The sequence below is a fragment of the Lysobacter sp. M2-1 genome (assembly GCF_022662495.1).
Lineage (GTDB): Bacteria > Pseudomonadota > Gammaproteobacteria > Xanthomonadales > Xanthomonadaceae > JAKPBU01.
In genome coordinates this window covers 1,821,984-1,846,088 of sequence record NZ_JAKPBU010000001.1, presented here as the reverse complement: position 1 = coordinate 1,846,088, position 24,105 = coordinate 1,821,984, and the positions used below count along the sequence as shown (strand labels likewise).

At 68.7% G+C, this 24,105-nt stretch carries 23 protein-coding genes and 1 riboswitch; of the genes, 2 read left to right on the top strand and 21 right to left on the bottom strand.

Going from position 1 to position 24,105, the window contains the following annotated elements; translation table 11 throughout:
• Window positions 1–8: 8 nt before the first annotated feature.
• From MC375_RS08075 to MC375_RS08010, 14 genes are all read right to left on the bottom strand, one after another.
• Entirely contained in the window at window positions 9–407 is a 399-nt protein-coding gene (locus tag MC375_RS08075; protein WP_242102766.1) for a hypothetical protein, read from the bottom strand.
• A gap of 79 nt (window positions 408–486) precedes the next feature.
• The gene (locus tag MC375_RS08070; protein WP_242102765.1) at window positions 487–2,556 is read right to left on the bottom strand and encodes a toll/interleukin-1 receptor domain-containing protein; all 2,070 of its coding nucleotides are present in this window, start codon (window positions 2,554–2,556) and stop codon (window positions 487–489) included.
• 111 nt (window positions 2,557–2,667) lie between these two features.
• Complete coding sequence (locus MC375_RS08065; protein WP_242102764.1) at window positions 2,668–4,365, bottom strand: hypothetical protein; 1,698 nt, start codon at window positions 4,363–4,365, stop codon at window positions 2,668–2,670.
• Window positions 4,366–4,442: 77 nt separating this feature from the next.
• On the bottom strand, window positions 4,443–5,408 hold the full coding sequence (thiL, locus tag MC375_RS08060) for a thiamine-phosphate kinase (RefSeq protein WP_242102763.1): 966 nt from the start codon (window positions 5,406–5,408) through the stop codon (window positions 4,443–4,445).
• Between the two features lie 82 nt (window positions 5,409–5,490).
• A complete protein-coding gene (nusB, locus tag MC375_RS08055; protein ID WP_242102762.1) occupies window positions 5,491–5,952 on the bottom strand; it encodes a transcription antitermination factor NusB in 462 nt (153 codons plus the stop codon).
• The gene (gene ribH, locus MC375_RS08050) at window positions 5,949–6,416 is read right to left on the bottom strand and encodes a 6,7-dimethyl-8-ribityllumazine synthase (protein ID WP_242102761.1); all 468 of its coding nucleotides are present in this window, start codon (window positions 6,414–6,416) and stop codon (window positions 5,949–5,951) included. The genes nusB and ribH overlap by 4 nt, the downstream gene beginning before the upstream one ends.
• A gap of 146 nt (window positions 6,417–6,562) precedes the next feature.
• Entirely contained in the window at window positions 6,563–7,657 is a 1,095-nt protein-coding gene (ribB, locus tag MC375_RS08045) for a 3,4-dihydroxy-2-butanone-4-phosphate synthase (protein ID WP_242102760.1), read from the bottom strand.
• Window positions 7,654–8,256, bottom strand: a complete 603-nt coding sequence (locus tag MC375_RS08040; protein WP_242102759.1) for a riboflavin synthase — start codon at window positions 8,254–8,256, stop codon at window positions 7,654–7,656. Before MC375_RS08040 ends, ribB begins: the two co-directional genes overlap by 4 nt.
• 74 nt (window positions 8,257–8,330) lie before the next feature.
• A riboswitch (FMN riboswitch) is annotated at window positions 8,331–8,519 on the bottom strand.
• Between the two features lie 36 nt (window positions 8,520–8,555).
• Window positions 8,556–9,305, bottom strand: coding sequence for a class I SAM-dependent methyltransferase (locus MC375_RS08035; protein ID WP_242102758.1), 750 nt, complete (start codon window positions 9,303–9,305; stop codon window positions 8,556–8,558).
• The gene (gene ribD, locus MC375_RS08030; RefSeq protein WP_343223599.1) at window positions 9,302–10,408 is read right to left on the bottom strand and encodes a bifunctional diaminohydroxyphosphoribosylaminopyrimidine deaminase/5-amino-6-(5-phosphoribosylamino)uracil reductase RibD; all 1,107 of its coding nucleotides are present in this window, start codon (window positions 10,406–10,408) and stop codon (window positions 9,302–9,304) included. Before ribD ends, MC375_RS08035 begins: the two co-directional genes overlap by 4 nt.
• A gap of 126 nt (window positions 10,409–10,534) precedes the next feature.
• Complete coding sequence (gene nrdR, locus MC375_RS08025; RefSeq protein WP_242102756.1) at window positions 10,535–11,068, bottom strand: transcriptional regulator NrdR; 534 nt, start codon at window positions 11,066–11,068, stop codon at window positions 10,535–10,537.
• 3 nt (window positions 11,069–11,071) lie between these two features.
• On the bottom strand, window positions 11,072–11,791 hold the full coding sequence (locus MC375_RS08020; protein ID WP_242102755.1) for a CTP synthase: 720 nt from the start codon (window positions 11,789–11,791) through the stop codon (window positions 11,072–11,074).
• A 12-nt stretch (window positions 11,792–11,803) separates the two neighbouring features.
• Window positions 11,804–13,072, bottom strand: coding sequence for a serine hydroxymethyltransferase (glyA, locus tag MC375_RS08015; RefSeq protein WP_242102754.1), 1,269 nt, complete (start codon window positions 13,070–13,072; stop codon window positions 11,804–11,806).
• 218 nt (window positions 13,073–13,290) lie between these two features.
• Window positions 13,291–13,797 (bottom strand): RcnB family protein, encoded by a 507-nt coding sequence (locus MC375_RS08010; protein ID WP_242102753.1) that lies wholly within the window; start codon window positions 13,795–13,797, stop codon window positions 13,291–13,293.
• Window positions 13,798–14,000: 203 nt separating this feature from the next.
• Here MC375_RS08010 and ettA point away from each other — a divergent pair, with 203 nt between their 5' ends.
• Both ettA and pyrF read left to right on the top strand, forming a co-directional pair.
• Window positions 14,001–15,662: an energy-dependent translational throttle protein EttA gene (gene ettA, locus MC375_RS08005; protein WP_242102986.1), complete on the top strand. Its 1,662-nt coding sequence runs from the start codon at window positions 14,001–14,003 to the stop codon at window positions 15,660–15,662.
• A gap of 56 nt (window positions 15,663–15,718) precedes the next feature.
• The gene (pyrF, locus tag MC375_RS08000; RefSeq protein ID WP_242102752.1) at window positions 15,719–16,552 is read left to right on the top strand and encodes an orotidine-5'-phosphate decarboxylase; all 834 of its coding nucleotides are present in this window, start codon (window positions 15,719–15,721) and stop codon (window positions 16,550–16,552) included.
• A gap of 100 nt (window positions 16,553–16,652) precedes the next feature.
• On the opposite strand, the gene MC375_RS07995 is transcribed toward pyrF, so the two are convergent.
• From MC375_RS07995 to MC375_RS07965, 7 genes are read right to left on the bottom strand one after another with little or no spacing between them, the layout of a single operon-like run.
• Window positions 16,653–17,495, bottom strand: a complete 843-nt coding sequence (locus MC375_RS07995) for a glycosyltransferase family 2 protein (RefSeq protein WP_242102751.1) — start codon at window positions 17,493–17,495, stop codon at window positions 16,653–16,655.
• Window positions 17,492–18,328, bottom strand: coding sequence for a glycosyltransferase (locus MC375_RS07990; protein WP_242102750.1), 837 nt, complete (start codon window positions 18,326–18,328; stop codon window positions 17,492–17,494). The genes MC375_RS07995 and MC375_RS07990 overlap by 4 nt, the downstream gene beginning before the upstream one ends.
• Window positions 18,329–18,337: 9 nt before the next feature.
• Window positions 18,338–20,560: a type II secretion system secretin GspD gene (gene gspD / locus MC375_RS07985; protein WP_242102749.1), complete on the bottom strand. Its 2,223-nt coding sequence runs from the start codon at window positions 20,558–20,560 to the stop codon at window positions 18,338–18,340.
• A gap of 10 nt (window positions 20,561–20,570) precedes the next feature.
• Window positions 20,571–21,398 (bottom strand): general secretion pathway protein GspN, encoded by an 828-nt coding sequence (locus MC375_RS07980; RefSeq protein ID WP_242102748.1) that lies wholly within the window; start codon window positions 21,396–21,398, stop codon window positions 20,571–20,573.
• Entirely contained in the window at window positions 21,388–22,023 is a 636-nt protein-coding gene (gspM, locus tag MC375_RS07975) for a type II secretion system protein GspM (RefSeq protein ID WP_242102747.1), read from the bottom strand. The genes MC375_RS07980 and gspM overlap by 11 nt, the downstream gene beginning before the upstream one ends.
• A complete protein-coding gene (locus tag MC375_RS07970; RefSeq protein ID WP_242102746.1) occupies window positions 22,007–23,173 on the bottom strand; it encodes a PilN domain-containing protein in 1,167 nt (388 codons plus the stop codon). Before MC375_RS07970 ends, gspM begins: the two co-directional genes overlap by 17 nt.
• Window positions 23,170–24,063, bottom strand: coding sequence for a general secretion pathway protein GspK (locus MC375_RS07965; protein ID WP_242102745.1), 894 nt, complete (start codon window positions 24,061–24,063; stop codon window positions 23,170–23,172). Before MC375_RS07965 ends, MC375_RS07970 begins: the two co-directional genes overlap by 4 nt.
• Between the last annotated feature and the right edge of the window lie 42 nt (window positions 24,064–24,105).

Sequence of the window (24,105 nt, the reverse complement as noted above, 5' to 3'; positions counted from 1 at the left end):
GTACACGCTTATTGCGGCTTGTTGGTGACTTGCGGGTCGCATGGGATGGTGCAGTTGCCGTTACCGGTATCGGTCACCTGGATGCTGTACTCCGCGTTTTCGACCGCGTTGTTGGCGTCGATGATCGCGCCGGCGCGATTGCCATTGCCGCTCCAGCTGAGCTGGTTCTGGGGGTCGTCTTTGAACGTGTGGCCGCTGATCTGGTAACGCGGGTCGGCGATCAGCTGGATCGGTGCGGTATCCCGGCCTTGGTTGACCGTCTGGATCAGGCCACCGGCGCTGTCGTCGCCACCGGTGTAGCAATAGCCGTAGGTGGTTTGGTTGTCGGACGCCAGGACGTTGTGCCAGCCGGGATCGCTGGAACCGCCGATGCGGATGTCGAGGTTGATGTTGGGCGTGCTGGGCATGGTCGTCTCCTGCTGGGGAATGGCCTTGCGGCCGGGACACGGGCCAACGGCCCGGCGATTCAAAGTGCGGTGAGGCCGTTCATTGCGTGGCGACCCGGGTGACCGTTGGAAAAGGCTGCAGCGGGACATAGCCGGCGGTGTCGAGGCGTTGCCGGTGCCTCGCGGCCTCGGTGGTGCGGCCGAGGAAATACATCGCGCGGATCAGCGTGTTCAGGCGCTCAAACGGTATTGGGCCATCGGCATTGGCCCGCAGCAGTCGCTCGGCATCGGTCCAGGCTGCTCGCGCAGTCGCGTTGTTGCCCGCAAGCTGCGCCGCTTCCCCGTCCAATATCAGGGTATGGGCCAGGACGATACGCAGTGGCTCGGTCTGACGAACCTGCCATGCGGGAGTGAGCACCGCATGCGCTTGCGCCAGCCGATCGCGGCCCGCCTCAACGTCGCCGCGCGCCAGCGCCGCTTGCGCCTGCAGGTTGCGGGCCTTGCCGAGCCAACGCAGCGCACGATCGCTCTTGGGCTCGGCGGCGAGCGCGGTCGCGAAGATCGCTTCGGCCATCCGCAACTGATCGTCGTTCGTGGAGGGACTGGCAGATAACACCGCTTGCCACCAGCGGCACACCCCCAAGCCCACCTGCCATTCGGCGTTGCGCGGATCGTGGCGCACCAACGCAATCGCGAGCGGAAGCGCAGCCTCTATGCTTGTGCGTGCTTCGAGCAGACGCCCGCGAAGCGCCTGCGCCTCCGCGAGCAAGGTCGAGGAGTCGATCCGATATTCCTTCCAAGTGGCGTTCTCCGGCTCGGAGGCCTGGTTACGGGCAATGTCCCGATCGGCTTCTACGAAAAACTTTTCGGCATCGGCCAATCGCCCTTGCCGCAATGCGAGGCTGCCAAGCCAAGAAGCGGTATCAGCGGCCTCAAACCGCAGCTGGAGATCCTGTGGGCGTTGCCGTAACCAGGTTCGGTGAAGCACCATTTTCCTGCGCATCGCGCGTTCGGCCTCGGCGTAGCGCCCGCGGCTTTCATCGAGTACGGCCAGGTTGTGATGCCCATAGGCCATCTCTTTTTGCCAATCGAAATTGTTCGGATCCATCGCCGCCAACTTGATCGCGCTGTCGCGATACTTGCGGAACCACACGCCGGTTTCGTCGTGCCTGCCCTGTTGCAGGGCCACGAAGCCGATCCAGTACTCGGCCTGCGCCAGATCGAACAGGCGCTGTCCGTTCTCCGGAGCGCGCTGGTACAACGCGGTGCTGCGTGCATGCGCTTCGCGGAACGCGGACATGGCGGCGTCGTGGTTGCCTTCGTCCAGCCGTACCTGGCCGATCCCGGTCAGCGAGCGCGCCTGCTCCTCCAGTGCCCGGTCGCTCATGTCGCGCGGGTCGAGCGTGGCGAAATAGCCGGTGGCCTTGTCGTCCACGGCGCGCATCAGGTCCAGGCGGCCGACCGTGGTCAGCTTCTTGCGCAGGTCGCCAAGCATGAAACCCAGGATGTCTTCGGCCTGCGCCTGCCGGCGCTGGGCATCGTTGCGCGCGAGATAGGCCGATGCCGCCAGGCCCGAGGTGACCGCCATGCCCGCCAGCGATGCCGCCGCGACGATCGCCAGCTTGCGATTGCGCCGCTGCGACTCGCGCCGCGCCAGCGCGTCATAGCCAATGCCGAGCAGCCCGGCAACCAGTTTCAGGAACGCGCGTTCGCGTCCGTCGCCTTCTGCGCGCGCATCGGCTGCCAGTGGTTCGCGCACCGCGCCCGCGGCATCGGTGAGCAGGGCCGGTGGGAAACATGAAAGCGCGGCATCACGGCTGCCGGGGTCACCCGCCACGACGAAACTGTAGATCCGATCGCTGCGGCCTGAGGCGCGAAACGCCTCGATTTCGGCATTCACCCAGCGCGACGCGGCGGCCGCCGGTGAACAGACCACGATCAGCGCTTGCGCATCGGCCAGCGCCGCGTGGATGGTCGCGCCCAGGTCGCCCGAGCTCGGCAGCTCGTCGCGGTCGAGGAAGAACTTTCCCAGGCGCCGTTCGATGGGCGCAGGAGCCGAGGGCGTTCCGACCAGTCGCGAAGGCACCCGATAGGTTTCAAGCCGGCGCAACAGCCAACCGGCCGTGGCCGCGTCGGCGTGGCTGTAGCTGATGAAGGCGCGGAATTGCATGGGCACGCCGGGGGAGCGTATGCACGGGTAACGGGGGCATGCCGGGCAATGGGACAGCGCCGCGGCGCCAACGGCAGTACTTCCGACGAACGGTCGACGCCGGTCGGCGACTCAGATCCGGGAGTGTTGCACCGGCCGCTCACGGTGCATCAGGGTCCACGCGGCATGCTCGCTCAGCGCCGCCTCGCCCAGCGCGCGCAGCACCCGCCGCTTCTCCTGCACGTTGCGACTTTCATCGACGCGACGCCGGGCTGCCGAGAAGATCCGCTGCATGAACGCGTACTGCTTGATCAGCTCCTTGTCGGCCTTCTTGTGCATGTAGGCTTCGTGGACCGCAGCGGCGACCGAGAGGATGCCCATCACCGCCACCAGGTTGTGCTTGAGCTCGCCATCGAACCATCGTGCGAACAGCGCAAGCAGAACGCCGACGCCGACGCCTAAAACAATGCAGCACAGGCCGAACAATTCGGCCCGATGGTGCAGGCGCGCACGACGCTCTATCGCCCTGACGTAGTAGTGGAGCTGCCCCGCCTTCCCCGGTGCCCCGATCCAATCCGCGATCACGACATCGATCCGCGACTCGGGCTCCGGCGCGGACCCCAGTGCGGCCTCCAGTCCGGCTCCGCGCATCACATTGCGGATCCATTCCAAACCGGCGTCTTGCTTCTGCAGGAAGTTGTCATGCGCGAATGTCGCGCCGGGCCCGTCCGTCAACCCCGCCCACTGCCAGTACGCTTGCACCCGCAGGCCTTCCGCGAGCGCGCGGTAATCGAGGTACTTGCGCTGCCAGTCGCCGCGGCGGGCCACCCAAGTGACCGCCATGCCGGTGAGGAATACGGCGAGGAATCCGTAAATCACCAGATCCTCGCTGGCGACGTGGGTGTAGGAGAAGAATGCGGCGCCCATCAGGCCCGCAAGCAGATAGGTCGCCCGCAAGACCCGGTTGACCCGCCGCTGGTACAGCCGTGCAAGCCCGTCCGCAGCCTCGAACAGCGGCCATATACCACCAAGACCGACGGGCCGCGACGCGCCCGTCGAAGTTGCGGCATCGGCAAGATGGCGAGCGATATCGGCGTTGAATTCAGACTGCTTGCGCCATGCGTCGTCGAACGATTCCGGCAGGTGGGGACTGCCCGGATCGGCGACGCTGGTCAGCCAGGTCGGAACAGCGCCTGGTGCGTTGTGGCTTCCCGCCCGCGGCGCGCGGATGTGGCACACCAGGGTATCGTCCACCAGCCCAAGCAGGCTGGAGCCCTCGTGCCTGCGCTCGATCTGGCCAGGCACGTCCCCATGCAGGTGGAAGCGCACGATCTGCGCGGTGCCCCCCAGTTGCTCGGAGGGTTCGCCGTCCCACAGCGCCAGCAGGAAGTGGCAGTGGTTCGAGGTGAACGTGCCGGCGTCCGCGTATTGCTTGTCGCGTGCCGATCCTGGGGTCGAGATGCTGGCGACGCTGTTGCCGCGGCTGAGCGGCAGCACGTGCGCCTCCACTTGGTCGCACTGGCGCTCGAACTCGGCGCGAGCATCCTCGGAAGGAAAGTCGTCGCGATACAGCGCCACCGGCATCGGCAGCGGCGCGATCACCCGGATCCGCATCTCCAGGGCGATCCGCGCCACCAGCTGATCGCTGCCCGCCGCCAGCGGCGAGACCACCACCAGCGGCAGTCGCGGATAACGCTTTTGCAAGTCGCGCAACACATCGCGGACCTGATGTTCGAGGATCGGAATGTCGGAAGGGCGCAGGCTGCGATGGCCGGTGACTCCGACCACGAGCGCCGTCGACAGCAACGCGGATTTCGGTTCGGCGAGCATCGGGCCCCCGCGCACGGCGCGGATGCCGCTCCCAGCAGCAACGGCAACCTACGCGCGATTCGGCCAGCGTGGATCGATCAGGCGAAGTGGGCGTAGCCGCTGCGTGGCGGCGTCCACGTGCCGCCGTCCGCGCGGACGGCGGCGACGCCCGGCGTGTCGACGATCCGTCCGATCCGGGTCGCTGCAGTCCCAGTCGCTTTCGCCGCGGCGGCAATGGCCCCGGCCGCATCGGGCGGAGCGGTGAAGCACAGCTCGTAGTCGTCGCCGCCGCAGGCCTGTTCGCCGCGCAGGGTATCGCCGCTGCTGCGCGCCGCCAGGGCGGGCGATGCGGGCAGGCGGTCGACATCGACTTCGGCGCCGACGCCGCTGGCGCGACACACATGGCCCAGGTCCTGGAGCAGGCCGTCGGAGACGTCGATGCAGGCGTGCGCGAGCGGCGCCAGCGCTACGCCGAAGGCCACGCGCGGTTCGGGCAGGTCCAGGCGCGCGCGCAGCGCCGGGTCGGCAACGCCGCCGGCCTGCAGCTGGGCCAGTGCTGCTGCTGCATCGCCCAGCGTGCCGGTGACCCAGATGTCGTCGCCTTCGCGCGCGGCGTCGCGCCGCAGGCCGCCGCCGTGTTGCACCAGGCCATGCGCGGTCACGCATACCGACAGCGGACCGCGGGTGGTGTCGCCGCCGACCAGGGCCACCCCGTGCTGCGCCGCGAGCTGCAGGAAACCATCGACGAAGCCGTCGAGCCAGGCCTCGTCCGCATGCGGCAACGACAGCGACAGCGTGCACCAGGCCGGGCGCGCGCCCATCGCGGCCAGGTCGGACAGGTTCACCGCCAGCGCCTTCCAGCCGATGGCGGACGGGATGGTGTCGTGCGGGAAATGCACGCCGGCGTTGAGCGTGTCGGTGGCCACCGCGAGGTCGTGACCCTCGAGGACGCGCAGCAATGCGGCATCGTCGCCGATGCCGAGCAGCACGTCGGCGCGTGTGGATACCCGCACACGGATGCGTTCGATCAGCTCAAATTCCGCGCCGCGGCCGGATCCGGTCACGATGACCTCCAACGCGCCGCAGCGCGCAATGGAACGCCAGGCGTCGATGCCTTCGACGCCGGACAGCAAGGCGCAGTCGTCGTCAGCTGCGCGTGCCCTGCATTTCGACCGCGCGCCAGTCCGCCGCGGCCTTGTCCAGCACGCCGTTGACATAGGTATGGCCGTGTTCGGAGCCGAAGCGCTTGGTGGTGCGCAGTGCCTCGTCGATGATCACCCGGTAAGGCACGTCGATGCGGTGTTGGAGTTCGTAGGCGGAGATCCGCAGCATCGCCCGTTCGATCGCATCGACTTCCTCGATGCCGCGATCCAGGTAAGGCTGCAGCGAACGGTCGAGTTCCGCGCGATGCGCGGCCACGCCTCGAACCAGATCCTCGAAATATTCCAGATCGGCTTCCTCGTGGATCTGCTCGTGCGCGAACTGGCCGACAATGTCGCGCACGTCCGCCCCCGACAGCTGCATGGCGTACACCGCCTGCAGCGCGCGCCGGCGCGCACGGGAACGCTTGACCGGATCGATGCCGTCGCTGCGGCGGGGGCGGCTCACGGCAGTTGCTCCAGCAGGTGCGCCATCTCGATCGCGACCAGCGCGGCCTCTTCGCCCTTGTTGCCATGGCTGCCGCCGGCGCGCTTTTCGGCGTCGACGAAGGCATCCACCGCCAGCACCCCGTTCGCCACCGGAACACGATAGTCCAGCGAGACGCGCATCAGCCCGTCGGAGCAGCCGTCGGCCACCTGCTCGAAGTGACGGGTGTCGCCGCGGACCACGCAGCCCAGCGCCACGATCGCCGCGTGCCCGCCGGCCCTGGCCACGCGCGCGGCGGCCAGCGGAATCTCCCATGCACCGGGAACGCGCACCACGTCGACCACGCCCTCGGCGACACCGTGGTCGGCGAAGGCCTTACGTGCGCCGGCCACCAGCGCATCGCTGATGCGCGGGTTCCAGCGGCTGGCGATGATCGCGAAGCGCGCACCTTCGGTGACGCGCAGATCGCCTTCGTAATGGGGCATGAGATCGGGGTCGTTGAAAGGATTGTCATTGTAGAGCCTGCCCCGGGCTCGATCCGGGAGCGGGCTCGATCCGCCGTTCGAGGGCGCGGACCGCAGGTCTCGAACCGCGGCTTCACCCAGTCACCGATGGCGGGTCAAGACCCGCGCTACAGTTCGACGTGTTCCACCACCTCGAGACCGAATCCGGCCAGGCCGACCTGGCGCCTGGGGGTTCCCAGCACGCGCAGCCGGCCCAGGCCCAGGTCGGCCAGGATCTGCGAGCCGGTTCCGGTCATCCGCCATTCCTGCAATGCGCCGTGGCGCGAACGCGGCTCGGACTGCTCGCGGATACGCGCAAGCACGGCTTCAGGACCGGATGCGTCGGCCAGCAGGACCAGGGCGCCCGTGCCCTCGGCGGCGATCCGGGCCAGCACATCGCCCGCATCGGGGCCGAAATCCGCGCGCCTCCAGCGCAGCGCATCGGCCAGCGGATTGACCGGCTGCACGCGCACCAGGGTGGGCGTCGCGGCATCGGCCTGCCCGCGCAGCAGGGCGAAATGCAGTCCGTGGCCGATGCGGTCGCGATACGTATGCAGGCGGAACGGGCCGTGCGCGGTGTCGATGTCGCGCACGTCGATGCGCTCGATCGTGTGCTCGGTATGCAGGCGATACCGGATCAGGTCCTCGATCGATCCCATCAGCAGATGGCGCTCGTGGGCGAAGGCTTCCAGCTCCGGGCGGCGGGCCATGCTGCCGTCCGGATTGAGGATCTCGACCAGGACGCCTGCCGGCTCCAGCCCGGCCAGCAGCGCCAGGTCGCTGGCGGCTTCGGTGTGCCCGGCGCGGCTCAGCACCCCGCCCGGCTGCGCCTGCAGCGGAAAGATGTGGCCCGGCTGCGACAGGTCGGCCGGTTTCGCATCGGGCCGGACCGCCGTACGGATGGTGTGCGCGCGATCGTAGGCGCTGATGCCGGTGGTGACGCCCTCGGCAGCTTCGATGCTGACCGTGAAATTGGTGCCGTGCGACGAGGTGTTGTCGCGGACCATGGGCGGCAGGCCGAGCTGGCGGCAGCGCTCGCGCGTGAGCGACAGGCACACCAGCCCGCGCGCGTGGGTGACCATGAAATTGATGTCCGACGGCCTGACCAGCTCGGCCGCCATGATCAGGTCGCCTTCGTTCTCGCGATCCTCGTCGTCCACGATCACGACCATGCGACCCTGGCGCAGCTCTTCCAGCAGTTCCGGAACGGTGGAAAAGCTCATGCGCGTACCTCCGCGGACAGCAGCCGCTCGACGTAACGGGCCACCAGGTCCACTTCCAGGTTCACTGCATCGCCCAAAGCGGTGGTGGCGAACGCGGTATGCGAAATGGTGTGCGGAATCAGCGCCACCTCGAAACCCTCGCCGTCCACGGCGTTGACGGTCAGGCTGACCCCGTCAACGCAGATCGAGCCCTTGCGCGCGATGTACCTGAGCAGCGACGCGGGCGCGGTGAAGCGCCAGCGCTGGGCGCGGCCGTCGTCGGCGATCCGCTGCACCCGGCCCAGGCCGTCGACGTGGCCGCTGACCAGGTGGCCGCCGAGCCGGTCGCTGGGCCGCATCGCGCGTTCCAGGTTCACGGCCGCGCCCAGCGGCAGGGTGCCAAGGGTCGTCAGGGACAGGGTTTCGCTGGACGCGTCGACGCCGAAGGAAGCCGCATCGAACTCGACCACCGTCATGCAGGCGCCATTGATGGCGATGCTTTCGCCCGGCTGCACCTGCTCGAACGGCAGGCTGCCGACCTCAACGCGCAGGCGCACGTCGCCCCCCATGGGTTCGCGTGCGGCCAGACGGCCGACGCCTTCGATCAAACCGGTGAACATGTCGCGTTTCCCGTTCCGTAAAGGGGAAACGTCCACAGGGCACGGCACGACAACGCAGCCATGCGGCCGCGCATCGACGCCTTCTTTCATCCGGACTTTCCGGAAGCTGCCGCTTCCGACCGTCGGCCCCGGCATTGGACCGGGTCTGCTGACCTGACGGGCGAAAGACCGCTGCCCGTCAGCGCTCGCGGGCTCGCGCGGGCAACTGGATTGCCATCGCACCTACCGCCGGTGGGGAATCGCACCCCGCCCTGAAGACGTTCTGTGGCGCGATTCTACCAAGCTTGCGGGGCCGATCCTCAGGCCGACGGTTTGCGGCGCGCGTGCACGAACAGCGGCCAGCGCACGATCCGCGTCGCCTCGGGGTCACCCCAGGCGCGACGCCATTCGGAGGCATGCACGGTCAGCGGATCGATCCCGGTGCGCTCGCGATGGCGCTTGCTGGCCGAATAGCTGGAGAAGTAGGCCAGCAGCCGCGGCAGCGTCCATTCCGCCTGCAGCTCGAACGGCGGCGCGGCGAGCGGCTCGAACGGCCAGGCATAGCCGGCATAGGCGGCGTCGACGTCTGCGCGCTCTGACGGCCAATCGCTACGGATCAGCGCCTGAAACGCGTCGTTCACCGGCTGCAACGGCGCCGGCACTTCGATGTCCTGGTAGCCCCAGACGACCAGCGCGCCGCCCGGCCGCAGCACGCGCCCGCATTCGGCGAAGAACGCACTGCGATCGAACCAGTGCAGGGCCTGCGCCACGCAGGCCACGTCCGCGCTGGCATCGGCCAGGCTGCAGCGCTCGGCCGGCTCCACCGCAAAACGTACGTTGGCCGGCGCGCGCGCCTGCGCGATCTGGGCATCGCTGGGGTCGGTGGCGAAGACCTGGGCGAAACGCGCAGCCAGGTCGCGGCTGGCCTGGCCGCTGCCGCAACCGGCTTCCCAGGCGAGTGTGCGCCCGGGCGCCACCGACGCGATCCAGTCGAACAGCGCCCGCGGATACTCCGGCCGCGCCTGGGCGTAGTCGCCGGAGACGGCGGAGAAATGGTCCTTGAAACTCAAGTCGCCACCGGCCGCGGCCGCAGCAGCACGCGCAAGTCGTGGCCGATGCGGCGCGTGTCGACGATCTCGAGGTGCAGCCGTTGGGTCATCTGGTCGATGCTGAGCCCGTCGAACAGCGGGCGCGCGCGGTCGCCGAGCAGCACCGGCGCCACGTACAGCAGCAGTTCGTCGACCAGACCAGCCGCGAGCAGCGCGCCGGCCAGGGTCGCCCCCGCCTCGACCTGCACCTCGTTGATGCCGCGCCCTGCCAGCAGGCCGAGCACGGCCGACAGATCCAGCTGTCCCCCGCGCTCGGGCACGGCGGCATGCTCGGCGAGCAGGCCCGCCGGCGGCTTGGCGTTGGCCGAATGCAGATAGAGGGTCGGCGCGTCGCCCTCGCGTACCCGGCCGCGGGCGACCGTGGCCAGCCCCGGGTCCAGCACCACGCGGACCGGCGCGACGAACGGGGTGTCGTCGTCGAAGCGCACGGTCAGCTGCGGATCGTCCGCCAGCACCGTACCCGAGCCGGTCAGGATCGCGCCGCTGCGCGCGCGCCAGCGGTGCACGTCCGCGCGCGCGGCCTCGCCGCTGATCCATTTCGATTCGCCCGACGCCAGTGCACTGCGTCCGTCGATGCTGGTCGCCAGCTTCACCCGCAGCCACGGACGTCCCTGCTCGATCCGCGACAGGAAGCCGCGATTGAGCACGCGGGCCTGCGCTTCCATCAGCCCGGTCTGCACCACGATCCCGGCTGTCTGCAGCTTCTCGAATCCCGCGCCGTCCACCTGCGGGAACGGATCGCGCATCGCCGCGACCACGCGCGACACACCGGCCGCGACCAGCGCATCCGCGCACGGCCCGGTGTTGCCGGTGTGGGCGCATGGTTCGAGCGTCACGTACGCGGTCGCACCACGCGCCCGCGAGCCGGCCAGCTGCAGCGCGAGCACCTCCGCGTGCGGCCCGCCCTTGCGCTGATGCCAGCCTTCGCCGACGACCTCGTCGCCATGCGCGATCACGCAGCCGACCATCGGGTTGGGCTTGGTGGTGAACGCGCCGCGCTCGGCCAGACGCAGGGCGTGGGCCATCAGTGTGTGATCAGTGGCGGTGAAACCCGGTTCAGGGATTGGGGGCTGGGCGTTCGGCACACGCGCTCCGGTTATGGCTGAGCTATGAATGCTGCCCTTCCGCGGCGAAGATGGCGTTAGCGCGAGCAAGCGGTCCGGCGCAATGCGCCGCGCTCGACGCGAGGATCAACGCTTCTTGCCCTTCTCGGCATGCTTGTCGAAGGGCACCACATCGGCGCCAAGCAGTGGCAGCTGGCCTTCGCCGGGCAGGTCGCGTTCGAGTCGGTCGAGCTCCTCGCGGAAGTCGGCCACGTCCTCGAACGCGCGGTACACCGAAGCGAATCGCACGAACGCGACATGATCGAGCTTGCGCAGTTCGGCCATCACGAATTCGCCGACCCGGCGCGAAGGCAGCTCGCGCTCGGTGGTCATGCGCAGCTGATGCACGACCGAGCGCACCGCCGATTCGATCTGCTCCTCCGACACCGGCCGCTTGTGCAGCGCCCGGTCGAAGCCATGGCGCAGCTTGCGCGCATCGAAGTGCTCGCGCCGGCCGTCGGACTTGATGATCGCCGGCAGCTTGAGCTCCACGGTTTCCAGCGTCGAAAACCGTTCGCCGCAGGCTTCGCACTCGCGCCGGCGCCGGATCGTGGCGCCATCGTCGCTCACGCGCGAGTCGATCACGCGGGTGTCCTGGTGCTGGCAGAAGGGACAATGCATCGCTTACGCCGCTTCGCGTCCGGCCGTGGCGCCATCGGCCACCGCGCGCACGAAGGCGCAAACCAGCGGCGGCACTTCGCCGCGCAATGCGGCGCGCTCGGGCTGGAACAGGGTCGCCACGAAAAACGGATGGTCGCGCATCTCGATCGCACGGATGTCGTCCTGGCTATCGACCGCGCCGATTCGCAGCGCGCCATCGGCGAATGCAACTTCGCGAAACACGGGACCCAGTCCGTAGCGGCAGTGATAGCCCTCCTCGATTCGCTCGACGCCATAGGCGGCGGCGATGCGCGTGCCGGGAGAAAAAATGACCGGCTCGGCCACCTCGACCAGCGAACAGGCCAGCGGCACGATCACCGCGCGTGATGCGTCGGGCGAGGTTTCGGCGTGATCGGCGTCGGCCCAGCCCAGCACGGAGCGCGCGTACTCCACGACGGCGTGCTGGAAGCCTCCGCAGGTGCCGAGGAACGGGCGATGCCGTGCGCGCGCATGGCCGATGGCGCGCAGTGCGCCCGCCGCGCTGCGATACGGACTCGCGGGCACGCACCAGAAGCCGTCATAGCCGGCCAGGTCGCGGTCGTCGCGAATGCCGTCGGTCGGCAGCCACCGCGCTTCCAACTCGACGCCGCAGGCCTGCGCGGCGAGATCCAGGGCGCGTGGAATCGCGCGATGCGCGGTCACTGCATCGTTACGGTCTCCCACCAGTGCGATGACCTGCGGCACCGTCGGACGCCCTCAGCCGTAAACCGGAAACTGCTTGCACTGCCCGGTGACATTCTCGCGCACGCCAGCGATCACCTTTTCGTCCTTCGGATTATCCAGCACGTCGCAGATCCACTCGGCCAGCGCCACGCAGTCTGCTTCCTGGTAACCGCGCGTGGTGACTGCGGGCGTACCGATGCGCAGCCCGGAGGTGACGAAGGGGTTCTGCGGATCGTTGGGCACTGCGTTCTTGTTGACCGTGATGTGCGCCCTGCCGAGTGCTTCCTCGGCAGCCTTGCCGGTGATGTCCTTGCCGATCATGTCGACCAGCATCAGGTGGTTCTCGGTGCCGCCGGAGACGATCTTGTAGCCGCGCGCGCTGATGGTCTTCGCCATCGCCTGCGCGTTCTTCACTACCTGCTGCTGGTAGGCTTTGAACTCGGGCTCCAGCGCTTCCTTGAACGCGACCGCCTTGGCCGCGATCACATGCATCAGTGGGCCGCCCTGGATCCCCGGGAACACGATCGACTGCAGCTTCTTCTCGATCTCCTCGGCGCCCTCGCCCATGCCGGCGCGGCTGGCCACGATGATGCCGCCGCGCGGCCCGCGCAGGGTTTTGTGCGTGGTGGAGCTCACAACGTGCGCGTGCGGCACCGGATTGGGGTATACGCCGGCGGCGATCAACCCGGCGACGTGGGCCATGTCCACGAACAGGTACGCACCGACCTTGTCGGCGATCGCACGGAAGCGGGCCCAGTCCACCACCTGCGAATAGGCACTGAAGCCGGCCACCACCATCTTCGGGCGGTGTTCCAGCGCGAGGCGTTCGACCTCGTCGTAATCGATCAGGCCCTCGTCGTTCACGCCATACTGCACAGCGTCGAACAGCTTGCCGCTGATGTTGACCTTGGCGCCGTGGGTGAGGTGGCCGCCGTGGGCGAGCGACATGCCCAGGATCCGGTCGCCTGGACTGAGCAGGGCCAGGTACACCGCCTGATTGGCCTGCGACCCCGAATGCGGCTGCACGTTCGCGTAGTCGGCCCCGAACAACTGCTTGGCCCGGTCGATGGCCAGTCGCTCGGCCACATCAACGAACTCGCAGCCGCCGTAATACCGCTTGCCCGGATAGCCCTCGGCGTACTTGTTGGTGAGCTGGCTACCCTGCGCCTCCATGACCCGCGGGCTGCAGTAGTTTTCCGAGGCGATCAGTTCGACGTGATGTTCCTGGCGGTCGTTTTCGGACGCGATCGCCGCGGCCAGTTCGGGGTCGTAACCTTCGATGCGGGCGTCGCGGGGGAACATCGGTGCTCCGGGAAGCTTGGGGAGACGTGGATTCTAGCTCGCCACGCCGCGATCCACGATCCACCGCGCCGCAGCAACGGCGCTGGACACAGGCAAGGTCAGGAACCCCTGCCCCAGAAGCCTGTAGCCGGACTTCCACCGACTCAATTCCGCCCCGGCGCGGCCGAAAGAAAGAAGGCGCACCTCAGGCGCGCCTTCCAGGAACTTCCGGTTGGAATTTAATAGCCCGGCGACAGGATCTGGCTGATGATGCCGCTGGTCGCGGCGACCAGCAGGAAGTTGTTGCGGTCGTCGCGGACCCAGCGATAACCATAGTCCGGCCGGTACAGGCGATAGCGGCCGTAGTCGTTCACCGGCACGTAGTACACCTGGCGATAGCCGTAGCTTCGGTAATCGCGACCACGCGCCCACGGCGGCGGCCCGCGGCGGCCGTTGTCCCAATTACCGCTGACCGGATGGTAGCGACGGTCGCGATCATCCCAGCGACGGTCATCCCAGCGCCGATCGTCGCGCCGCCCATCCCGATAGCCTGCGTAATAAGCGCGACGATCGTCCCGATCCCAGCGCCGGTCGTCGTCGCGGTCGTCACGCCGGTCATAACGGCCGTCGTAATAGCCGTAACGGTCGTGCTTGTCGTGGCCCCGCCACTTGTCCTTGGCGGCCGCCGGAATGGCAACGGCGGCCAGCGCCAGCATCAGGGGGGCGAGTTTCAGAACCTGCTTCATGGCGTCCTCCGGTGAGTGCCCGCGCCTCGCGCTTGCATGGCCCGAACTATCCGGCGCCTGGGCTGAATGCATCCCGCATCCGCCACATCGTTGGCGGCGGCATTCAGCGCGCAGCAGGCCGGGCCGCACCGCTATAATTCCCGCATCCCTGTGACATCACGACGCCCGGCCCGCTCCGGAGCCGCGGCGTGCCCGGAGCCCCGATGCAGTACATCTACACCATGAACGGCGTGTCCAAAACGGTCCCGCCCAAGCGCCAGATCATCAAGGACATCTCGCTGTCGTTCTTCCCCGGGGCCAAGATCGGCCTGCTCGGCCTGAACGGCGCGGGCAAGTCCACGGTGCTGAAGATCATGGCCGGCGTCGACCAGGACTTCAGCGGCGAGGCGCGCCCGCAGCCGGGCATCAAGGTCGGCTACCTGGCGCAGGAACCCGAGCTCGACCCGAACAAGACCGTGCGCGAAGCGGTGGAAGAAGGCGTGGGCGAGATCCTCAGCGCCCAGGCCGAGCTGGACAAGGTCTACGCCGCTTACGGCGAACCCGATGCCGATTTCGACAAGCTCGCCGCCGAGCAGCAGCGGCTGGAGGCGATCCTGGCCGCGGGCGATGCGCATACGCTGGAAAACCAGCTGGAAGTCGCGGCCGATGCGCTGCGCCTGCCGCCATGGGATGCCGTGATCGGCAAGCTCTCGGGCGGTGAGAAGCGCCGCGTGGCGCTGTGCCGGCTGCTGCTGCAGAAGCCGGACATGCTGCTGCTGGACGAACCGACCAACCATCTGGACGCCGAATCGGTGGAATGGCTGGAGCAGTTCCTGGCCCGCTACACCGGCACCGTGGTCGCGGTCACCCACGATCGCTACTTCCTCGATAACGCCGCCGAATGGATCCTGGAGCTGGACCGCGGTCGCGGCATTCCGTGGAAGGGCAACTACACCGAGTGGCTGGTGCAGAAGGACGCGCGCCTCAAGCAGGAAGACAGCCAGGAAAAGGCGCGCCAGAAGGCGATCCAGAAGGAGCTGGAGTGGGCCCGGCAGAATGCCAAGGGCGGCCGTTCCAAGGGCAAGGCGCGCCTGGCCCGGATCGAGGAGCTGCAGTCGGTCGACTACCAGCGCCGCAACGAGACCAACGAGATCTTCATTCCGCCGGGCGAGCGCCTGGGCCAGAAGGTCATCGAATTCAAGAATGTGTCCAAACGCTTCGGCGACCGGCTGCTGATCGACGACCTGAGCTTCAGCGTGCCCCCTGGCGCGATCGTCGGCATCATCGGTCCCAACGGCGCCGGCAAATCCACGCTGTTTCGCATGATCACCGGCCAGGAAAAACCCGACAGCGGCAGCATCGAAATCGGGCCGACGGTCAAGCTGGCCTACGTCGACCAGAGCCGCGACGCGCTGACCGGCAACCACAACGTGTTCCAGGAAGTCTCCGGCGGACTGGACATCCTCAACATCAATGGCGTCGAGATCCAGTCGCGCGCCTACATCGGCCGTTTCAACTTCAAGGGCCAGGACCAGCAGAAACTGGTCGGAACGCTCTCGGGCGGCGAACGCGGCCGCCTGCACATGGCCAAGACCCTGCTGCAGGGCGGCAACGTGCTGCTCCTCGACGAGCCGTCCAACGACCTGGACATCGAGACCCTGCGCGCGCTGGAAGATGCGCTGCTGGAGTTCCCCGGCAACACCTTCGTCATCTCGCACGACCGCTGGTTCCTGGACCGCATCGCCACGCACATCCTCGCCTTCGAGGGCGACTCGCACGTGGAGTTCTTCCAGGGCAACTACCGCGAGTACGAGGAAGACAAGAAGCGGCGCCTGGGCGAGGCCGGGGCACAGCCGCACCGGTTGCGGTTCAAGGCGTTGAAGTGACAGCGGGACGCCCACGGCAACGTGGGCGTCTTCGTATACAGGCATAGGAGGATGGCATGGGCTTCGTCGAACGATTGCGCGCACGCTGGAAGACCGCCGACTCGCTGCTGTGCGTGGGTCTGGACCCAGATCCGGCCAGGTTTCCGGACGCCTTCGCCAGCGACGAGCATATGGATAACGGCGAGGCGCTGTTCGGGTTCTGCCGCGACATCGTTGATGCGACCGCCGGGTACGCCTGCGCATTCAAACCCCAGATCGCCTATTTCGCCGCGCACAACGATGGCGAGCTGGCGCTGCAACGGCTCATCGCCCATATCAACGCCGTCCATGCGGACATTCCAGTGATCCTGGACGCCAAGCGCGGCGACATCGGCAGTACGGCCGAGCAGTACGCAGTGGAAGCTTTCGACCGTTATGGCGCGGACGCCGTGACCCTGAACCCCTACATGGGTCGCGATTCTGCGCAGCCGTTCCTGGCCCGCAACGACCGCGGCTGCGTGTTCCTGTGCCACACCTCCAATCCCGGTGCGCGCGATTTTCAGGAACTGCTGGTGGACGGCGAACCGCTTTACCAGCGCATCGCCCGCACCATCGCCGGCGAGTGGAATGCCGACGGCAACTGCGCGCTGGTGGTCGGTGCCACTTTTCCTGAGGAGCTGAAGACGATCCGCGGCATCGTCGGCGACATGCCGCTGCTGATCCCCGGGATCGGCGCGCAGGGCGGCGATGTCGAGGCCACGGTGCGCAACGGCCGGACTGCGGACGGCATGGGGCTCATGATCAACTCATCGCGCGGGATCCTGTACGCCTCTTCAGGTGCCGATTACGCCGAAGCGGCGGCCGAAGCCGCGCGCGCGCTGCGCGACGAGATCAACCATTACCGCAAGTGATAGAGCGCGGGAAGCAGCGCTGTGGCGCGCGCTTGCGCCGTTTCTGATGCGGACGGCCTGGTGGGAAGTGGCCCACTTTTCCCGTCGCCGCGGGCCCCCGCTAGGCGCGCAGGTGCGCGCGTAACACCGCGAACGGAAACCGCAACCAGATCAGCGCCCGCACGGCCCAGCGTGTGAGCGGGCCGCGGCGCGGCGCCTCGTAACGATCGAAGTAGCGCATCAGGCCGCGGTGCTTGTGCCATTCCACGAACCAGGGCCTGCTGCGGCTGGATACGCCGCGCAGATGCACGACGCGCACATCGTTGGCCACCGCCACCACCGCACCGGCGTCGCGCGCGCGCCGGCACAGGTCCAGGTCCTCGGCATGCAGGCGGTAGCATTCGTCGAAGCCGCCGATCCGGGTGAACAGCGCACGCGACATGAACATCAGCGCGCCCGAAGTGGCATCGACGCGCTGCAGCGTCCGGGTGCGGTCGTAGGGCGCGTCCAGCTGCGAGGTCGAAACCGCGCGCAGCATATGCCCGAAGTCGGGATCGTGGCGACGCGCGGCGGCGTCGCGTTCGCCGGTCTCGTCCACCAGGTCCGCGCCCAGTAACGCCTCGCCGCCAATCGCGACGGCGTGCGCCTGCAGTCGCTCCAGGCTGTCCTCGGCGACGAAGCAGTCCGGATTCACGAACGCCAGCCAGGGCGCATCGCAATCCGCCGCACCCTGGTTGCAGGCCACGCCGAACCCCGGATTGTCGGGATTGGCGATGAAGTGCAGGCGTGGGTCGGCGGCCGCATGGCGCTGCACGATCGCGAGCGTTTCGTCGGCCGATCCGTTGTCGACCACGCGGATCTGCACCACGCCGTCGGCATCGCGCAGCCGGCGCAGGCAGCTGTCGATGGTTTCGTTGCTCTGGTAGGTCACCACGACCGCGGCGATGCCGTCTGGCGCGTTCAATTGAACAGCTCCGCCTGCTGCTGCGGCGCGCCGACCTGCAGCAAACATGCCGCAAGTTGTCCGCGCCTGGCGTGCAGCGGATCGTCCATCAGGAAGTGCGCCAGCCGCGCGTGCCACTCGGGCCAGCGTGCAGCCAGCGCTTCCATATCGCCCTCGGCCGGACCGCCCTCGCCGCCGCGGGCGACGAAGGCGGTTTCGCACAGGACATTGCGCCAGCCCAGTCCGGACAGCCGCAGCGAGAGATCGATCAGCGCCGCGTAGCTCGAGCCGTAACTGGCCGCGTCCAGGCCGCCGGCGCGCTGGCGGGCGCTGCCGCGCAGCGCGAAGGCGTGATCCACCGCGGCGGGCAGTTCGGGATGCAGGGGCGGCATCATGACGCAGGCTTGGGCCAGGCGCGCCGGGTCGTCTGGGATCGGATTGATCTCTCCGACCCGGGGCCAGGCCGCGGTCTCGCCGGCATTGCACCAGGCCGTCGCGGTGGCGATCGAAGGATCGCGCGCGAGGCAGGCCTGCAGCTGCACGGCCCAGCCAGGAGTGGGCATGGCGTCCGGCGCGAGCACGATCACATCACTGTCGCCGCAGGCCTGCAGCATCTGGTCGAGATGCGCGACCTCGCCGAGCGCGCGTTGCCGTCGCGTGTAGTCCGCACGCAGCGGGGTGCACTGCAGCCAGCGTTCGATGATCGCCAGTGCGCGCGGCCCGGCCTGCGCATCGTCCGCAAGCCACACGCGCGCGGCGGCCGGCGTGCCGGCGTCGAGTGCCGCCAGGCACGCGTCGAGCGCGTCGTCGTCGACACCGACCGGCAACAGCACGATCGGGAGTGCGTGGCCCACCACCTGCACTCAGTTCCCCGAAGGCGTGCTGCGCAATGGCTCCATGGCGCGGAAGCGGCGGGTGTATTCGTCGGTCAGGTCGCGGGCTTCGCGCGGATCGCGCACGATGGTCGGGGTGATCAGGACGATTACCTCGGTGCGCGACTTGTTGCTGGACTGACGGCCGAACAGGCCGCCGAGGACCGGTATCCGGCTCAGGCCGGGGAATCCGGTTGATCCGCGTACCGTCCCATCCTGGATGAGTCCGGCGATGAGCGTGGTATCCCCGCTCTGCAGGATCGCATTCGTCTTGACCTTGCGGCTGGAAATCCGGACGTTGCCGTTCTGGTCCGGTTCGCCCTGCGGCGCGCTCACTTCCGACACGATGTCCAGAAACACCGTGCCATCCTTGGTCAGGCGTGGCCTGATCTTGAGGATCGTGCCCGTGTCCAGGTACTGCACCTGGCTGTAGGTGTTGTCGCCGACGATCGGGTTGACCGTGACCGAAGCGATCGGGATCCGCGTGCCATCGTTGAGCGTGGCCTCCTCGTTGTTGCGCACCATCAGCGACGGCGACTGCAACATGCGCACGTCCGAGACCTCATCGAGCGCACTGATGATGGCTGCGGCGTTGCGGCCCAGGAACGTCCATGCCATGCCGGCGGCGGTGCCGCCGAGCGGCGTCCCCGATACGTTGCCCGCAAGCCCGCTCCAGGTCGTGCGACCCACCGCGCTGGGCAGGCCGGCGTCGGTGACGGCGCGTTCGAAGAACCAGTTCACGCCGTAGCTCAGGTCGCCGGTCAGCGTGACCTCGGCCACCTGGGCTTCGATATGGACCTGCATCGGCATCACGTCGAGCTTCTCGATCACTTCCTTGATCGAGCGCCAGGCCTGGGGGCTGCTGCGCACCAGGATGGAATTGGTTTCGTCCACGGCCGACACGCCGACCTGGCTGCCGTCCACCTCGAAGCTGACCGCAGTGTCCCCGCCTTCGCGACGGCCCAGTGTCATCGATTGGCCACCGGTGCCGCCCGGCCCGGAGCCGGTATCACCGCTGTAGCCGTCGTTGCCGGTGTCGCCGATGGTCGCGCTGCTGCCGTTCTTGCCGTCGATGCCACCGTCTTCGATGGACGTGGATTCCAGTCCCGGCATCAACGAGACGTTGCCATCGCCGGAATCCCCTCCGCGGCGGGCCGCTCCGTAGACCTCGGCCAGGCGTTCCGCCAGATCCTTGGCGGTGATGTACTTGAGTTCATACGAATACAGGCGCACTGCGTCGCCGGCACCATCGATGCGCTCCAGCCATTGCTGGATGTCGTCGAGGTAATCCGGCTGCGGCGTGATCACCAGCACGGCGTTGGCGCCTTCCAGCGGCATGAAGCGGAACATGCCGGCGACGGGCGACTTGCCCTGTTCGCCGAACACCTTCTCCAGGTCCGCCACGACCTTGCTGGCCTTGCCCGACTGCAGCGGAAACACGCCGACGGACATGCTGCTCATCCAGTCGACGTCGAAGATCGCGATCGTGCGCAGGTAATTCTCCAGCTCGGCCCGGGTGCCGGCCAGGGTGATCACGTTGCGGCCCGGATCGGCGTTGACGATCGCGTTCGGCCGCGCGTAGGGCTCGAGCACCTTCTTCATCTCGGCCGCCGAGATGTAGCGCAGCGGCACCACGCGCGATTCGAAGCCGCGCGCGTTCGACGCCGGACCGATCCGCGGCGCGACGCTGCCGGCCAGCGGTGCGTCGGCCGGAACGATGCTGTAGCGCCCGTCGCTATAGACCATGCGCGCGTTATTCCAGCCCAGGATCATCTCCAGCACGCTCATCGCCTCGGCCGCGCTCACCGGCTTGGGCGTGCCATAGGTGACGGTGCCCTGCACGCCCGGCGCGATCAGGTAGTTCTGGCCGAGCATGTCGCCCAGGATCGCCTTGACCACCGCATGCAGCGATTCGCCCTCGAAGTTGAACGTGGCCTGCCCGGTGCTCCCGCCCAGGTTGGGCGGCGGCGCGCTGGCCGCCTCGCGATTGATGGTCTGCCCGGTGCCACGGCGGATGACCGGGCGCGGGTCGACGTCCGGAGACTCCAGCGGCTGCCGGCTCACCGCGTCCTCGTCTGCGGACGATGTACCCGGAGGCGGCGCGACCCCGAGGGCGGCGTCCCGACGCATGGTCGGCGCGGGATTGCTGGCGCATGCGGCCAGCAGGGTGGCGAGCAGCGCCACGAGCATCGGACGGATCTGGGAAAGGCTCATCGTTGCCACTCTAGTCGGTGTTGGGCGGCGGCGGCGGCTGTTGCGCCTCGCGCCGGAGCTGTTCGCGCCGGGCCTGGATGCGTTTGCGGATCGCCTCGATCTGGGCATCGGGGGTGGCGACGGCAGGTTCGGCCGCACTCGAGGTGGCGTCGGTCACCGCCTCGGGCGGCTTGGCGGACGCAGGTGGCGCGACGGCGGCCGCCGCCGCCGCGGCATTCGCGGCTGCATCGGCGCTCGCGGCATCGGCATTGCTGCGCACGACCGGACGGATCGCAGGGGCGCCGCTGCGGGCGACCGGCTGGCTGGCGGGCGTGGCCGGTTCGCCGCCGGTGCCGTCGTAGGCGCGCAGTTCGATGGTGCGCTGGCCGTCCGGTCCCTCGAACACCGCCTGTCGCGGCTCGAGCGAGACTAGGCGCCAGGCGGCGGCCTGCTCCGCCGATTCGCCCAGCTTGACCCGGATCGGCGCCCCGCCCTGGGCATCGCCCGCGGGCTGCAGGATGGCCAGCTTCAGGCCGGGAGTCAGCAGCACGCTGGTCAATACGTAGTCGAACGCATTGGTCTGTTCGCCCTCGCCTTCGCCGCGCAGCGAGAATGGCTTGGGACGCCGGTCTTCGGAGAACAGCGGCCGCGACGCGAGTTCTCCGTACTGCGTGTACGGCCCCAGGCGCTCGGGCGCAGACGGTTGCAGCTGCGGCAGCCGCTGCACCAGCGAAGGATCCTCGGCCAGCGGTGCGACCCGTCCGCCCAGGCCGGCGAGAGACAGGATCCAGGCCAACAGCGCCCAGGCCGCCAATGCGCCAAGCAGCCAGGTACGCGGTGCGATGTCCTCAGCGCGCACCGTCGCCCCCTGACCGTGACGGAGACGTCGGCTGGCCCGGGCGCGGACGCAGGTAGCCGTAGAGGTCGAAGCTGACGTCGAGCCCTCCGCTCTGCGATACCTGGTCGGCCATGGCGAAGTAACGCTGGGCGAGGATGTTGAGGTTGTCCACGAACAGGCGCGGAGTGCCGCTTTCCAGCGCGTGCAGCACCGCGCCGGTTTCCGGTACGCCACAACGCAGGCGCACCTGCACGGCGACGCGGGCATAGCGATCGGCACTGGGTTCGCTCAGTGGCGAGCGGTTGGTGATCGCGCAGGCGCGGTTGCCGGGGCTCGCCTGGCCGACCACGGTTTCCAGGCGCTTGATCAGGCCGGCGGTCGCCAGTTCGGCGCTGCTCTCGGGCAGGAAGCCGGGGGTACGCGCTTGCTGCGCGCGGGCTCGCGCCAGCGCCTGGCGCACCTGCAGGGCCTGTCCCAGCTGCATGCGCGCGCGCAACTCGCGCTGCTGGAGCGCGGCGATGCGCTGGCCTTCGGCCAGCATGGGCACCGTCCACCAGGGATGCACCAGCACCAGGTAGGCCAGGGCAAGCGCGCCGCCGAGCAGGCCGAGCGCCAGCCAACGGTCGCGATTACTGACCGGATGCACGTCGGGGCTCCTGCGGCGCGGTCGCCAGGTCGGCGGTCAGGGTGAAGATGTCGCGCCCCGTGCGGGGGTCGGGTTGCAGTGCGCCCGCAAGTGCAGGGGCGCGCCATAGCCTGGAGCCTTCGAGCCGGCCCAGCAGGGCCGAGGCTTCGTTGCTGCGCCCGATCAGGGTGATGCGCCCGCCTTCGATCGCGAGTTTTTCGAGGTAGGTGCTGTCGGGCAGGCGCTTGCTCAGGTCTTCGAGCACCTCGACCGCGGTCGGACGCCCGGCCCGGGTGCGATCGAGGAAGGCCTGGCCGTCGACGATGTCCAGCAACTGCTGACGTTCCAGGGCGACGCCGCGCGCCGCGCCGGCACGTTCGCTGGCGACCTGCTCGAACGCGTCCGCAGCAGCGCGCCGGTTGTACAGGGTCTGCCACAGCATCGCCGCGGTGGCGACCACGACCACCGTCGCCAGGACCAGGTTCCAGGGCCGCAGCGGGTCGGCCTGCTGCCGGCGCTGGGCGGGATCCAGCAGGTTGATCCCCAGGGTCGCGCCGTCGGCGCCGAGCACGTCGATTCCGGCGAGGTTGCCGGCCAGATCGCCCAGCGCGGCTTCGGCCGCCTGCAAAGCGGTGCGCGGCACGGCGATCAGCTCGGCGTCGATCTGCGCATCGCCATCGCGGCGCGCGACCAGGCGTGCGTCGAATGCGACGGCATCCGCAGCAAAGGGCGTCTGCCGCTCGATCTCGAACCCGACCACGTCGCGCAGGCGCTCGCTCGCCGCAGCGGGCAGCAGCATGCGCCGGCGCAGCGCGACCGACGCGGGCAGCAGCAGCCAGCGCGGCAGGTCCTGGCTTGCCGGGGCGAGCAACCGCAACAGCGTGTCGGTGGCCGAGACCTCCGGCTCGAGATCCGGCAGACGGGCAAGATCGCGAAGGCCTTCTCCATCCTCCAAACGCAGCTGCACGCCACCGCCGCCGGGCTGCAACAGCAGCCGCCCGCGATCCATGCCCAACGCCAGGCGCCAGCGACGCGGCAGCCACGCCATGAGCGCGCGTCCCCACCAGGCCACGAATCCGCGCAAGCCGCCGGAAGCGGCCACGGCGCCGCGCATGCGCAGTCGGTCGCGCAGCGTGCGTCGCGCAGTCGCGCCTGCCTGGGGCGTGGTCATCGCAGCGATGTGCCTTCCTCCCATTGCAGCGGCAGATACGCCATGCCCGGCAGGCCTGTGCCGCCGGAGCGCACCACCACGCGCAGCAACGACTCGCGACCATCGCGGAGCCTTGCACGGCTCCAGATACTATACGTGCCGCTATTTGTCCCCACGAGCGAGACGCCGCCGCCGAGCAGCGGGGGCGGCTGCCCCGAGGCAGGATCCCAGCGTTCGCGCTGCTGCACGATGGTCTCGCCATCCAGCCCCATCGCCGCCAGCACCACCGCAGAAGCAAACGCGGGTTCGGGCGAATCGCGGCCGCTGAACACGGTCAGATGCGGTGCCGCGCGCGCGTAGACCTGCGGACTCACGCCCAGGACCTGGAGCAGCTCGGCCTGCGTGTCGAACGGCGCGTCCTTGGCACCGTAAGGCAGGCCAGCGGCTTCGTAATCGGCATCCTCGCCGCCTCCGGCGGGCTGCGACAACGTATCCGGGTCGCGCCAGTCCACGATCGCGCCGGCCAGGCGCTCGGCCTCCGGTGGTTCGAGACCCAGTACCCGGAACAGGCCGGCCAGCAAGGCCGGTTGCGCGGTGTTGAGGTCGATCTTGCCCTGTTCGTCGATGATCCGCACCTGCACTTGGGCCCCGCCGAAACGCCAGCGGTAACTGCGTCCATCCGGCTGCCAGCGGCGTCGCGGATCTTCGTCCACGACGCGCACCAGTGCGTATTCGACGCCCGCACGGGCGGCCTCTTCGGCCACCACGCCGCGACTGAGCACCTGCCCCTGCAGATGTTCGATGCGCGCCGACATGGCGAAGCCCCCGATCAACGCGGCCAGCAGCGCGATCAGCCAGAGCACGAGCAACAGTGCGGCGCCCGTCTGCCGGCCGCGGCGATCCGGGAGCATGCCGCCCCGCTTCGCACCGCGCGTTGCCTGCGGATACGATCG